Here is a 12,325-nt window from a genome sequence, read left to right as displayed (position 1 = left end):
ATGCCCGCTGGTCAGGCGCGTGCTTCTCGAAATCTGCTCGGTCGGGTGACGGCCTTGGACCAGCACGCGGGCACTATGGCGACCGCGTCGTGGCGGCGGGCCCGGTAGGCGCTGGGCGTCTCGCCGACGAGCTCGGTGAACCGCGAGCTGAACGAGCCGAGCGACGTGCAGCCGACCTCCATGCACACCTCGGTGACGGTGAGGCCACCCCGTCGCAGCAGGGCCTTCGCGCGTTCGATGCGCCTGGTCATCAGGTAGTTGTAGGGCGTCTCGCCGTAGGCCAGCTTGAACTGCCGGGCGAAGTGCGACGGCGACATGAGCGCGGTGCGGGCCATGGCGGGCACGTCCAGCGGACGGGCGTACTCGCGGTCCATCAGGTCGCGTGCCCGGCGCAGATGGGCGAATTCTTCCGGTCGCACACGAACAGCATGGCACGGCGATACTGGCTGACGTGTCCGAACAGGAACCGGCGGGCGTGTCCGAACAGGACTGGGTCCTGCACGTCGACCTCGACCAGTTCATCGCGGCGGTCGAGATCGCGCGCCGGCCTGAGCTGCGAGGCAGGCCCGTGGTCGTCGGAGGAGCCGGCGACCCGACGCAACGCGCCGTGGTGGCCACCGCGTCCTATGAGGCGAGGGAGTTCGGCGTCCACTCCGGGATGCCGTTGCGGCTGGCGAAGAAGAAGTGTCCGGACGCGGTGTTCCTGCCGTCCGACGCGCCCGCCTACGAGGAGGTGTCCGCGCACGTGATGGACGTGCTGCGCGAGCTGCCCGTGGTGGTCGAGGTGATCGGCTGGGACGAGGCGTTCCTGGGCGCCCGCACGGACGACCCGGAGGCGCTGGCCCTCGCCGTCCGGCGGGCGGTGAAGGCGGAGACCGGGCTGGAGTGCTCGGTCGGCGTCGGGGACAACAAGCTGCGCGCGAAGCTCGCCACCGGGTTCGCCAAGCCCGCCGGCGTGTACCGGCTGACCAGGGAGAACTGGGTCGAGGTGATGGCCGGACGGCCGGTGACCGCGTTGTGGGGCATCGGTGCCCGCACGGCGGCCAAGCTCGCTTCTCTGGACGTGCGGACGGTCGAGGAGTTGGCGCGTGCGGATCTCGACGTGTTGGCCGCGCGGTTCGGGCCGGCGATGGGGCCGCACTTCCGGCAGTTGGCGTTGGGCGCGGGCGACACGAACGTCACCGCGACGCCGTGGGTGGCGAAGTCGCGCAGCCGGGAGACGACGTTCCAGCACGACCTGACCGACCCCGAGGAGATCCGCGAGCAGGTGCGGCTGATCGCGCGGCGGGTGGTGGAGGACGTGCGCGAGGAGGGGCGGACGGTGGTGCGGGTGGTGGTGAAGGTGCGGTTCGTGCCGTTCTTCACCTACACGCGGGGGGTCTCGCTGGACGCGGAGACGATGGAAGCGGCGACACTGGAGACGGAAGTGATCGAGGATGCTGCCGTGGCGGCGTTGGCGCGTTTCGAGGACACTCGCGCCGTGCGTCTGCTGGGTGTGCGTGTGGAGTTCAGCGGGGAATGACTGCGGGTGCGATGACTGTATGGGGGCGATGACTGTGGGCAAAGTGGTGTTGAACGGTTCTGTGTCGTTGGACGGGTACAGCGCCGGGCCGAATCCGAGTGACGACCACCCGATGGGCGAGGGCGGTGAACGGCTGCACGAGTGGATGTTCGCCGAGGGCTCGGACCGTGACGCCGAGTTCGCCGCGACCGTCGGCGCGGTCGTGCTGGGGCGAAGGACGTTCGACCTGGGGTTGCGGTTCTGGCAGGACACGCCGTTCCCGGTGCCGAGTTTCGTGCTGACCCACGAGGGGCGGCCGCCGTTGGCGATGAAGTCGGCGTCCTTCACGTTCGTCACGGACGGGCCGAAGAGTGCTGTCGGTCAGGCGCGTGAGGCGGCGGGGGACAAGGACGTGCTCGTCATGGCGGCGGCGGAGTCTGCTCAGCACGTGTTGCGTGCGGGGCTGGTGGACGAGATCCGGCTTCAGTTGGTGCCGGTCTTCCTTGGTGGCGGGGCGCGGTTGCTGGACGGGTTGAAGCCGACCGAGTTGGAGCGGATCGCGGTGGCTGAGGCGGATGATGTGGTGCACCTTCGGTTCCGCGTGTTGAAGTGATGTAAAGCGAAGCGTCAAAGCAGTAGAGCAAGAGCAAGAGAGTCCTCGCCGGACGGGCAGATCAGCAGGATGACCGGGTTTGGACGTTTACTCACGTGCCAGCGTGGTTCGGGTTTCGTGTCATCCCGCCGACCTCCACAAGGGCAACCACACGTGTCAAGGGGGCCGTTCCAGCCCATCGTTCCTGTGGGCGGGGAGGTGCCCCCTTGACACGCGCGGTTGGGCGTTGCCAGGTCGGCGGGATGACACGAAACCCTTCCTTGTGGAGAAGGGGGCGTGACGTGGTAGTGAAGGGGGGCGTGACGTGCTTATCGTGCGGTGATGCTGTCCATGACGGTGTAGAGGTGGGCGGCGGTGGTTTGGTCGAATTCAGGTCTGTTTAGGTTGATCGGGGTGCCTGCTCGTGACGCGGTTAGGGGCGTGGTGGGCGGGTTGGTCAGGAATTGGTGGACTTGGGCTGCTGCGTCGGTGACGTTTCGGGCGAATAGTCGGGCCACTGCGTCCAGTGCCTTGCCGCGTAGGCCGCCGACCTGCGTGCCTAGGCCGCTGTTCACGAACATCGGGTTGTGCAGCACGTAGCGGATGGCGCTGTTCGGGTGGCGGTCTGCGAAGCCGGCGCCTAGCAGGTCGGCGGCGCGGGCCGCTTGGCTGACTGCCCGGAACGGGCGGTACTTGCTGGTCAGTGCCAGGTCGTTCCATTGGATGCCTGGTCCGCGCAGGCCGGCGACGCCGCACACGCTCACGACCACTGCCGTGGTGGGGAGTGCTGGTAGTAGTCGTTCTACCAGTAGGAATCGGCTCACTGCGTGCAGTGCGAACGTGTGTTCCAGGTCGTCGGCGGTGACGACTCGGCGGGGGTTGAAACGGCCCGCGCCCAGCACTAGGTGGTCGACGACGTCGAATCTTGCTGCCACCTCGTCGGCGACGGCTGTCGTGCCCGCTACTGTGCTGAGGTCGCCGCGGATCAGTTCGACGCCTTTGGGGGCGGTGGGCGATCGGCCCACGACCGCCACTCGGTGCCCCTCGCTCGCCAGTCGTGCCGCCAGTGCCTTCCCGATGCCGTTCGTGCCGCCCGTGATCACCGCGTTCGCCATAACCTGAAGCCTGGATCGTGGCGCGACGACACGAAAGAAGGCACATCCATGTCACTGGTCTCCGTGCCGGTCACCCCGGCCGACCGTGTTGCCTGCGGGGTCGGGGACGTGTTGGCCAGGGTCGGCGACAAGTGGAGTCTGCTTGTGCTGGCGCTGCTCGCCGAACGCCCCTACGGCTTCAACGAGCTGGACCGCGCCGTGCACGAGCTGAGCCGCCGCATCCTCACCCGCACCCTGCGCCAACTGGAACGCGACGGGCTCGTCAGCCGCGAGGTGCGGCCCGGCAAGGCCGCCGGCGTGGAGTACGCGGTGACCGGGCTGGGCCGCTCCCTGCTGGACCTCGTCGTCCCCCTGGGACAGTGGGTGCTGGAGCACGGCTCGGTGATCGAAGCCGCGCGCTCCCGTTACGACAACGCGTCCAGCACCCGCCGCGCGGTGTCCACACTGGACTGAGGGTTCTGGCCGGTGACCAGGTTGCCGTCCACGACGACCGTGCTCGACCACGCCGGCCCGGTCTCGGGCACGGCGCCCAGTTCGCGCAGCCGCGACTCAACCAGGTACGGCACGGCCAGGCCGCCCTGGCGTTCCTCCTCGTCGGTGAACACGGTCAGCCGGCGAACGCGAACGTGCCGTCCTGGCGCACCGCCGACAGCAGTCCTGCCGGTTCGTGGCACAGCGCGCCGACGACCTTGCCCAGCGTCGCGGCCTGACCCAGCCGGCGGTCAGCGGGCACCTCGCCCGGCTGGAACGGGAGCTCGGCGAGCCGCTGTTCGTGCGTTCCAGCCGGGGCGTCACGCCGACCTCGCGGGCCGACGAGCTGGCACGGCGGGTCGGCGCGCACGTGGACGAACTGCGGTCGGCGCTGTCCGAAGTGGACGATCGTGCGGCGTACGCGGGCACGGTGCACTTGGCGGGGGCGGTGGAACTGATGGCCGCACGGGTGCTGCCCGCGTTGGCGCCGCTGACCACGCGGGGGCTGCGGCTGCGGATCACCCTCGGTCTGGCCGACGACCTGCTCGCCGCGCTGGCCAACGCCCGGCTGGACCTGGTGGTGTCGTCGGTGCGGCCCACCGACCGCGCGCTCGTCGCCACGCCGTTCGTGGACGAGGAGTTCGTGCTGGTCGGCGCGCCGACGTTGGTGCGCACGATCGACCGTTCCCTGTTGGCGGTCGACCCGGTGCGGGCGTTGGCGCACCTGCCGCTGGTTGCGTACGCGGAGGAGTTGCCGATCGTGCGGCGGTACTGGCGCAGCGAGTTCGGCCGCCGTCCGCCGAACCCGGTCGCGGTCGTCGTGCCGGACCTGCGGGCGGTGCCGGCGGCGGTGGTCGCGGGTGTCGGTGTGTCGGCGTTGCCGCGTTACCTGGCCGATCCGGCGCTGGCGGCTGGCTCGGTCGAGTTGGCGCACCAGGCCGCCGTTGAACACGTTGTTCCTGGTCACGAGGGTCGGTGGGCTGGCGAACCCGTCCGTGGCGCTGGCGCACGGCCACCTGATGGCCCGCTCGCGTGACTGGGGTGGGCTATAACGTTTGCGGCATGCTTGTCGAACTGGCCATCGGGGACGCGTACGGCGCGGGCTTCGAGTACGCCGACCGGTCCCTGGTAGCCGGTCACAACACGCTCGCCGGGTACGTGCAGCACCCCCGTCACCTCGGCATCCGGCCCGGTGCGTACACCGACGACACGCAGATGACGTTGGCCTTGGCGGAGCTGCGGGTGTCCGGTGCGCCGTGGACGCCGGAGAACGTGGCGTCGGCGTTCGTGACCGCGTTCCACCGCGACCCGCGCGAGGGTTACGCGCGTGGTTTCCACGCGTTCTTGGAGACCGTCCACACCGGCGCGGAGTTCCTGGAGCGCATCCGTCCGGACAGTGACAAGAGCGGTGCGGCGATGCGGGCCGCGCCGGCCGGTCTGCTGCCCACCGTGGCCGACGTGCTGCACCACACCGACGTGCAGGCCAAGGTCACCCACGACACGCCGGACGGTGTCGCGGCGGCGCGGGCGGCGGCGCTGGCCGTGCACTACTGCCACTACGGGTTGGGGCCGGTGGCGTCGGTCGGCTCGTGGATCGCCGAACGGCTCGGCTCGGACGTGTGGGCACAGCCTTGGCGGGGCAAGGTCGGGTCGAAGGGCGTGATGAGCGTGCGGGCGGCGTTGACCGCGTTGTCCGCCGGCGGCTCGCTGAGCTCCGTGCTGCGGGAGTGCGTCGCCTTCACCGGGGACGTGGACACGGTCGCCACCGTCGCCCTCGCCGCCGCGTCACGGTCCGCCGAGATCCGCGCCGACCTGCCCGCCGTGCTGGTGGACGGGCTGGAGAACGGGCCCTACGGCCGCGACCACCTCGCCCGCATGGACGCTCAGCTGCTGTAGTGGTCGAGCAGTTCGGCGACCCGGTCCGCCGGCCACGGGCAGCGGATCTCGCCGAACGTCGCCGCGAAGAACAGCTCCAGGTGCGCGTGCCAGGCCGCAAGCGCTTGCGGCGCGAACGCCGGGTCGTTGATCGCGTGCGTCAGTTCGACTGTTGTGCCCTGGTCCGGGTCGTGCCGGAACTCCCAGCGCACCCGTCCGGTGGGGGAGTCGAACGCCAGCACGCGCGGCGGCGTGCGCTCGACGACCGGGCCGGCCGGCACGTGCGGGTTCGTGGCGCGGGTCGGCACGCCGTCTTCGTCCTCGGTGAGGAGCGCCCACACCTCGTCCAGCGGACGCCAGACCAGGTCGCGGACGAACCGCACCACGCCGCCGTCCAGCCGGCCCTCGTCCAGCCCGAACTCCCGGATGTACCGCTCCATCGGCCCGAGCATGTCCGCGGGCGGCTCGAACGGGCGGTCGGCCAGCCGGGCTTCGAGGCCTGCGAGGCACGTGTCCCAGCCCGCGGCGTTGCGCCCGGCGCCGTGCTCGTCGCCGAGGACGTGCGTGAACACCAGCAGGCAGCCGCGTTCGTGCGGCACCAGCTCGAACCGCAGCACGTCGGTGTTCCAGCGGAACGCGAACACCTTGGGCGGGTCGGATTCCAGCACCTCGCCGGTGGCGACCTGGTCGGGGAACGAGAACGTCATCTGCCGCCCGTCGATCGCCACCGCCGCCGGGAACCAGTGCGCCAACTCGTCCGGTTCGGTCACCGCCCGCCACACCTTGGCCGGCGGGTGCGCGAGCACCCGTTCGAACCTCAGCACGGGCTTGCCGTCGATCCGCCGCAGCTCGGTGCTCATGAGTCCCCGTCCTTCCTGTCGTCGCTGTCCTCCGTGTGGTCGGTCCCGTCGTCCCCTTGGTCGATCGCGTCCAGGCGGCGTTCCAGGGCGTCGAGGCTTTCCTCCCACATCCGCCGGTACGGCGCGAGCCACGCGTCGACCTCGGCCAACGGCCCCGGCCGCAGCCGGTAGAGGCGTCGCTGCGCGTCCCTCCGCACCTCCACCAGACCGGCCTCCCGTAGCACCTTGAGGTGCTTGGACACCGTCGGCTGGCTCACCGAGAGGCCGTCGACCAGGTCGTTGACCGGCCGCTCGCCGTCCCGCAGCACGTCCAGGATCCGCCGCCGCTGCGGGTCGGCGAGCACGGCGAAGGTAGATGCCATTACGGCAATATAGCCCGCACGGCATATGCGGTGTCAACCTCGGTCGGCAGACCTCAGGAGACCTCGGCGGGCGTCAGGCGACCTCGGCGGGCGTCAGGCGACCACCTCGGCCCGGCGGATCGGCATGAGCGGTTTGGGGGTGGTGGTGAGGAAGTCGGCCACCAGGGTCGTGCACAGGTCCGGCCGCTCGAACAGCATCAGGTGCGAGGTGCCCGGCAGGACGCACAGCTGCGCGTTCGGGATCCCCTGGTACAGCGCGACCGTGTGTTCCAGGTGGACGATGTCGTCGTCGCTGCCCAGCACGAGCGTGGGGCTGGTGATCGCGCCCAGGTCGACCACCTCCGGGTCGTGCGCCGCCTGGGCGAACTTGTCCACGACGACCGGCAGGTGGTCGCGCCCGTCCGGGGACACCTCGGCGTACCGGTCGGCGATCTCGGCCGGCAGCTCGCCGCCCGGCGCCGGCAGGAACATCCAGCCGTCCTTGGCGTAGGCCGTGTTCAGCACCACCAGCCGCCGCACCAGGTCCGGTCTGCGCTGCGCCACGCCCAGCGCCACCACGCCGCCCGCGCTGTACGCCGCCAGGTGCGCGGAGCCTCCGACGACCTGCTCCAGGAACGAGATGACGTCGTTCGTCAGGATGTCCATCGACACCGGCCCTGGCACGTCCGGCGTCCGCCCGTGGCCCCGGCGGTCCACCAGGTGCACCCGGAAGCGGTCCGCCAGCCGGGCCAGGTTCGGTTCGAAGTCCCGCGAGTCGCTGAAGCCGCCGTGCAGCAACACCAGCGGCTCGCCCTCGCCACGCACCTCGTGCCAGGTGCGCACGCTGTTCACCGTCTCGTACATCAAGTTCCTCCCGTGGGTCTCACCTACTCGTACGGGAGGGGTGCGACAAAATCATCGGCAGACCGAAGAATCCGAACAGATGATCACCCAGATAGGTGGTGGAACCGACCATCAGGGAACCCGAGAACTCCACCAGCACCAGCGCGAACGGCCGGTACGCGCCGTCCTCGCCCGGCCGGTACTGGCCGAACGCCGGCACGCCGTTGGCCCACGTCGGGACCAGGCGGGCGGTCTCGCAGCCACTGTCCCCGTAGGACAGCGCGGTCGCGATGTCGGCCCGCCCGCGCAGCCACCACGAGAACGGCGGCATGGTCATCGTCGCGTCCTCGTGCAGCAACGCCACCAACGTCTCCACGTCGTGCCGCTCGAACGCCGTCGTGTACCGCTCCAGCAACGCCTTGTCGAACGGCTGCAACGGCTCGGGCTTGCGGTCGGCGAGCGTCGCCCGTGCGCGTTGCAGCGCGCTGTTCACCGAAGCGACCGTGGTGGACAGCAACTCGGCCACTTCGGACGCCTGCCAGCACAGCACGTCCCGCAGGATCAGCACCGCCCGCTGCCTCGGCGGCAGGTGCTGCAACGCGGCCACGAACGCCAGCCGCACCGACTCGCGCCCCTCGGCCACCTCGTCGGCGGGCAGCACCCGCGCGTCCGGCATCGGCTGCACCCACGTCGCGTCCGGCAGGGGCACGCCCAGCGGTGTGCCGATCGCGGCGGGCGACGTCAGGTCCATCGCCATCGCACGCCGCTGAACGCTGCGCAGCATGTCCAGGCACACGTTCGTGGCGATCGAGTACAGCCAGCTCCGCAGCGACCCGCGCCCCGGGTCGAACGTGCGCCAGGCCCGCACGAACGTCTCCTGCACGGCGTCCTCGGCCTCGAACGGCCCGCCCAGCATCCGGTAGCAGTAGCCGGTCAGCTCCACGCGATGCGCTTCCAGGTCCACCCCCACACGTTAGGATGAATTCCGGCGCCTCGACCCCGGTGCGACCCACATCATGCGTGGCACGACCGCGTGAACTCTTCCGCTCGAATGATCCGAGGAGCCCTCGTGCCGCGCACGTTCACCGGTTCGCCCGTCCGCGACCTGCTCGCCCTCACCGCCCGCCCCGAGGTCATCTCGTTCGCCGGCGGCCTGCCCGCGCCCGAGCTGTTCGACGTCGACGGCCTGCGCACGGCGTTCGACCAGGCGTTGTCCCGCCGTTCCCTCCAGTACGCGCCCACCGAGGGCGACGTCGACCTGCGCGTCCTGATCGCCGACCGGCTGACCGGGCGCGGCCTGGCCACCGGCGTGGACGACCTGCTCGTCACCAGCGGCTCGCAGCAGGCGTTGACGCTGGTCGTGACCGCCCTGCTGGAGCCGGGCGCGGTGGTCGCGGTCGAGGAGCCGACGTACCTGGCGGCGTTGCAGTGCTTCCAGCTCGCCGACGCGCGGATCGTGCCCGTCGCCGGTGACGAGCACGGCATGGACCCGGCCGCGCTGGCCGACGTGATCGAGCGGGAACGCCCGGAGCTGCTGTACCTGGTGCCGACGTTCGCCAACCCGACCGGCCGGACCCTTAGCCTGGAGCGGCGGGTCGAGATCGCGGCGCTCGCCGACCGGCACGGCCTGTGGGTGGTCGAGGACGACCCGTACAGCGAGCTGCGCTACCGCGGCGAGCCGGTGCCGTCGCTGGCCACGTTGAGCGACCGGGTGCTGTACGCGGGCAGCTTCTCCAAGGTCGGCGCGCCGGGCATGCGGCTGGGCTGGCTGCGCGCGCCCGAGTCGCTCATGCGCACGCTGGTGATCGTGAAGCAGGCGGCGGACCTGCACACGTCCACCATCGACCAGGCCGCGGCGGCGGCGTACCTGAAGGCCAACGACCTGGACGAGCACATCCGGGGGTTGTGCGCGGCGTACCGGGAGCGGCGGGACGCGATGATCGCGGCGCTGCCGTCGACCGTGCCCGCCGGGACGCGGTGGAGCGATCCGGACGGCGGGATGTTCGTGTGGGTGACCCTGCCCGACGGGATTGGGCGGGGTGGTGTGGACACGGGTTCGCTGGTGATGTCGGCGTTGGAGCGGGACGTGGCGTTCGTGCCCGGTGCGCCGTTCTACGCGACGACGCCGGACCGGTCGACGCTGCGGTTGTCGTTCACCACGAACACGCCGGACGACATCGCCGAAGGCATGCGCAGGCTGGCCACCGTCCTGCGTTGACGCTTCATGGCCCACCCGTGTGTTTCGCACGGGTTTGTCGTGACACCGCGAGGGTGGGAGTTGCGCGTCGCCGGCCCCAACGTGGTTCCCATGGAACGGACTTCGATTCTCTCCCTCGCGGTGTCGACCGCGTTGGGCATCGCGATCATCGCCGACGGCGATGACGACTGGACCGGCTTCGGCACGTGGGGCCTGGTCGCGTGCGCTCTGGCGTACTTGGTGATCGGGTTGGTGCGGGGCGAGCTGAAGCGTCCCCGGGTGGCGTTGGTGCAGCTCGGCGGCGTGGTGGCGTTCGGTGCGGTGGCGACGGTCGCGCTGCTCGTGGACCCCGACGTCGGCCGCTACGTGGTGGCCGCCGGGTGGCTCGCGCACGCCGCGTGGGACCTCGTGCACTTCCGCGCCCGGCTCGTCGTGCCGACCTGGTGGTCCCTCGGCTGCATCGTGGTCGACACGTTCGTGGGGGTGTCGCTGGCATGGTGAGGCACTTCGTGGAGATGCTGGTGGCGATGGTGGTCGGGATGGTCCTGCTCGACCCGGTGTGGGGGCTGGTGGTGGCTTCCGACGTGCTCGCGCGGGGCGATGTCGCGGCGATGGTGATGGCGACCGACATGACGGTCGGGATGTCGCTGTGGATGTGGTTCCGCCGCCACCCGTGGCGGGAGGTGGTCGAGATGGGCGCGGCGATGTACGTGCCGTTCCTGGTGCTGCTCGGGCCGTTCTGGGCGGGCTGGGTGTCGGCGTCGGCCCTGCTCACCGCCGGGCACGTGCTGATGCTGCCGGCCATGGTCCTGGTGATGTGGCGGCACCGCGCATGATGCGGCGCGCGAGGGTGCTCACGCTGGTGTCGTTGGGCGTGGCGTGGTCGACCAGCCTGACCGGGCCGGGGATCGGCGTGCTGCTCGAACCTCGGCCGGTCTGGCAGGTGCTCGGGCTGGTGGGCGTCGTTTTGTTCAGCGTGGCGCACGCCGGGGTGCTGTACGCGGCGGTGACACCGGTCGCGCGGGCGCCGTGGGACGCGGCTTTCGTGGTGGCGTCGTTGTTGTCGGTGCCGCTGCTGGCACCGGTCGCGGTCGGGCGGTGGGACACGTGGGCGTGGGTCGGCGCGTCGCTCGTCGGGACGGCTCCGGTGCTCGTGCGGCGGTGGTGGGTGATGGCGCCGTTCGTGGTCGTGGTCGCCGTGGTGCTGTCGCCGGAACCGTTGCGGGCGTTGGTGATCGCCGGTGGTGTGGGCGTCGGGTTGGCGTTGATGCACGTGCTGCCGGTGTGGCTGTGGGACCTGGTCGTGCAGGCGCAGCAGGGACGTGAGGCGCGGGCGCGGTTGGCGGTGATCGAGGAGCGGTTGCGGTTCGCGCGGGACGTGCACGACCTGCTGGGGCACCGGTTGACGGTGATCGCGTTGAAGGCGGAGTTGGCCGCACGGCTGGCGGACGTGGACGCGTCGCGGGCCGGTGCGGAGGCGGGGGAGGTGCGGGAGCTGGCGGCGTCGGCGTTGGCGGACCTGCGTGAGGCCGTGCACGGGTACCGGGCGGTGGAGCTGGACGAGCAGGCTTCGGCGATCGAGCAGGTGTTGACCTCGTCGGGGGTGCGGTGCACGGTGTCCGTGCCGTCGTCGTTGCCGCCGGCGGCGCGGGAGTTGTCGTGGGCGTTGCGGGAGGCGGGGACGAACGTGTTGCGGCACAGCCGGGCGCGGTGGTGCACGATCGAGGTCGTGGTCGACGGTGACGACGTCCGGCTGACCGTGGCCAACGACGGCGCGACCGGCGCGCGGGGGCACGGGTCGGGGTTGGGCGGGCTGGCCGAGCGGTTGGCGGAGGTCGGTGGGTCGTTGCGCACGGGGGAGGAGGACGGGGTGTTCACGCTGGTGGCGACCGTGCGGTCGTGATACGGGTGCTGTTGGCCGACGACGAGGAGCTGATCCGGGTCGCGGTGGCGGCGCTGCTCGGGTTGGAGCCGGACCTCGAGGTCGTCGCGCAGGCCGCTGACGGTCGGGAGGCGGTGCGCGAGGCGTTGGCGCACCGGCCGGACGTGGCCGTGGTGGATCTCCAGATGCCGTTGCTGGACGGGTTCGAGGTGACCGCTTCGCTGGCGTCGTCCCTGCCGTCGTGCGCCGTGGTGATCCTGACCGGGCGTGGCAAGCCGCCGCACCTCCAGCGCGCGCTGTCGGCCGGGGCGAAGGGGTTCCTGCCCAAGGGTTCGCCGGGCGGCACGCTGGCCGACGTGATCCGGCGCGTGCACGGTGGCGCCCGGTACGTCGACCCCGCTTTGGCGGCGGACGCGCTGACCACGCCACCGTGTCCGTTGACGCCGCGTGAGCTGGAGGTGCTGCGGCTGGCGGAGTACGACACGCCGGTGGCGGTGATCGCGCGGCGGACGCACCTGTCCGCGGGGACGGTGCGCAACCACCTGTCGGCGGCGGTGGCGAAGCTGGGCGCGACGAGCCGTTCGGACGCCTACCTGACCGCGCACGACAACGGCTGGCTCTGATCCCCGGTCCGGCCCGGTCCGGGGA

General features: G+C 71.1%; 17 protein-coding genes. 10 read left to right on the top strand and 7 right to left on the bottom strand.

Annotation, left to right across the window (positions count from 1 at the left end):
- Window positions 1-11: 11 nt before the first annotated feature.
- Window positions 12-419, bottom strand: coding sequence for a helix-turn-helix transcriptional regulator (locus F4560_RS22870; protein ID WP_312869429.1), 408 nt, complete (start codon window positions 417-419; stop codon window positions 12-14).
- A 56-nt stretch (window positions 420-475) separates the two neighbouring features.
- Here F4560_RS22870 and F4560_RS22865 point away from each other — a divergent pair, with 56 nt between their 5' ends.
- A complete protein-coding gene (locus tag F4560_RS22865) occupies window positions 476-1,522 on the top strand; it encodes a DNA polymerase IV (protein ID WP_184929324.1) in 1,047 nt (348 codons plus the stop codon).
- A 28-nt stretch (window positions 1,523-1,550) separates the two neighbouring features.
- Window positions 1,551-2,114 carry a dihydrofolate reductase family protein gene (locus F4560_RS22860; protein WP_221483618.1) on the top strand — a complete coding sequence of 188 codons (564 nt, stop codon included), beginning with the start codon at window positions 1,551-1,553 and terminating at the stop codon, window positions 2,112-2,114.
- Window positions 2,115-2,422: 308 nt separating this feature from the next.
- Here the strand turns inward: F4560_RS22860 and F4560_RS22855 are convergent, their stop codons facing one another.
- The gene (locus F4560_RS22855) at window positions 2,423-3,208 is read right to left on the bottom strand and encodes an SDR family NAD(P)-dependent oxidoreductase (protein WP_221483617.1); all 786 of its coding nucleotides are present in this window, start codon (window positions 3,206-3,208) and stop codon (window positions 2,423-2,425) included.
- A gap of 48 nt (window positions 3,209-3,256) precedes the next feature.
- On the opposite strand from F4560_RS22855, the gene F4560_RS22850 reads away from it, so the two are divergent.
- Complete coding sequence (locus F4560_RS22850) at window positions 3,257-3,661, top strand: winged helix-turn-helix transcriptional regulator (RefSeq protein WP_184923021.1); 405 nt, start codon at window positions 3,257-3,259, stop codon at window positions 3,659-3,661.
- Here the strand turns inward: F4560_RS22850 and F4560_RS22845 are convergent.
- Window positions 3,613-3,813, bottom strand: a complete 201-nt coding sequence (locus F4560_RS22845) for a type 1 glutamine amidotransferase family protein (RefSeq protein WP_221483616.1) — start codon at window positions 3,811-3,813, stop codon at window positions 3,613-3,615. The two genes, F4560_RS22850 and F4560_RS22845, sit on opposite strands and share 49 nt — an antisense overlap.
- A gap of 62 nt (window positions 3,814-3,875) precedes the next feature.
- Here F4560_RS22845 and F4560_RS22840 point away from each other — a divergent pair, with 62 nt between their 5' ends.
- Together F4560_RS22840 and F4560_RS22835 are read left to right on the top strand one after the other, a co-directional pair.
- Window positions 3,876-4,715 carry a LysR substrate-binding domain-containing protein gene (locus tag F4560_RS22840; RefSeq protein ID WP_312869428.1) on the top strand — a complete coding sequence of 280 codons (840 nt, stop codon included), beginning with the start codon at window positions 3,876-3,878 and terminating at the stop codon, window positions 4,713-4,715.
- A gap of 26 nt (window positions 4,716-4,741) precedes the next feature.
- Complete coding sequence (locus tag F4560_RS22835; protein ID WP_184923019.1) at window positions 4,742-5,575, top strand: ADP-ribosylglycohydrolase family protein; 834 nt, start codon at window positions 4,742-4,744, stop codon at window positions 5,573-5,575.
- Here the strand turns inward: F4560_RS22835 and F4560_RS22830 are convergent.
- The 4 genes from F4560_RS22830 to F4560_RS22815 all read right to left on the bottom strand — a co-directional run bounded on the left by F4560_RS22830 (window position 5,563) and on the right by F4560_RS22815 (window position 8,562).
- Window positions 5,563-6,414 carry an SRPBCC family protein gene (locus F4560_RS22830; protein WP_184923017.1) on the bottom strand — a complete coding sequence of 284 codons (852 nt, stop codon included), beginning with the start codon at window positions 6,412-6,414 and terminating at the stop codon, window positions 5,563-5,565. The genes F4560_RS22835 and F4560_RS22830 overlap by 13 nt on opposite strands.
- Window positions 6,411-6,776 (bottom strand): ArsR/SmtB family transcription factor, encoded by a 366-nt coding sequence (locus F4560_RS22825; protein ID WP_184923015.1) that lies wholly within the window; start codon window positions 6,774-6,776, stop codon window positions 6,411-6,413. Before F4560_RS22825 ends, F4560_RS22830 begins: the two co-directional genes overlap by 4 nt.
- 93 nt (window positions 6,777-6,869) lie before the next feature.
- Window positions 6,870-7,619 (bottom strand): alpha/beta fold hydrolase, encoded by a 750-nt coding sequence (locus tag F4560_RS22820; RefSeq protein WP_184923014.1) that lies wholly within the window; start codon window positions 7,617-7,619, stop codon window positions 6,870-6,872.
- Window positions 7,620-7,638: 19 nt separating this feature from the next.
- Window positions 7,639-8,562, bottom strand: a complete 924-nt coding sequence (locus F4560_RS22815; protein WP_312869427.1) for a sigma-70 family RNA polymerase sigma factor — start codon at window positions 8,560-8,562, stop codon at window positions 7,639-7,641.
- A 105-nt stretch (window positions 8,563-8,667) separates the two neighbouring features.
- On the opposite strand from F4560_RS22815, the gene F4560_RS22810 reads away from it, so the two are divergent.
- From F4560_RS22810 to F4560_RS22790, 5 genes are all read left to right on the top strand, one after another.
- Window positions 8,668-9,816 (top strand): aminotransferase-like domain-containing protein, encoded by a 1,149-nt coding sequence (locus F4560_RS22810; protein ID WP_312869426.1) that lies wholly within the window; start codon window positions 8,668-8,670, stop codon window positions 9,814-9,816.
- A 90-nt stretch (window positions 9,817-9,906) separates the two neighbouring features.
- The gene (locus tag F4560_RS22805) at window positions 9,907-10,296 is read left to right on the top strand and encodes a hypothetical protein (protein ID WP_184923008.1); all 390 of its coding nucleotides are present in this window, start codon (window positions 9,907-9,909) and stop codon (window positions 10,294-10,296) included.
- A complete protein-coding gene (locus F4560_RS22800) occupies window positions 10,290-10,631 on the top strand; it encodes a hypothetical protein (protein WP_184923006.1) in 342 nt (113 codons plus the stop codon). The genes F4560_RS22805 and F4560_RS22800 overlap by 7 nt, the downstream gene beginning before the upstream one ends.
- A complete protein-coding gene (locus F4560_RS46250; RefSeq protein WP_221483615.1) occupies window positions 10,613-11,698 on the top strand; it encodes a sensor histidine kinase in 1,086 nt (361 codons plus the stop codon). The genes F4560_RS22800 and F4560_RS46250 overlap by 19 nt, the downstream gene beginning before the upstream one ends.
- Window positions 11,695-12,300, top strand: a complete 606-nt coding sequence (locus F4560_RS22790) for a response regulator transcription factor (RefSeq protein ID WP_184923004.1) — start codon at window positions 11,695-11,697, stop codon at window positions 12,298-12,300. Before F4560_RS46250 ends, F4560_RS22790 begins: the two co-directional genes overlap by 4 nt.
- The last annotated feature ends 25 nt before the right edge of the window (window positions 12,301-12,325 follow it).

This window comes from Saccharothrix ecbatanensis (genome assembly GCF_014205015.1).
Lineage (GTDB): Bacteria > Actinomycetota > Actinomycetes > Mycobacteriales > Pseudonocardiaceae > Actinosynnema > Actinosynnema ecbatanense.
The sequence above is the reverse complement of the archived record's forward strand: the minus strand, read 5'-3'. Positions and strand labels throughout refer to the sequence as shown.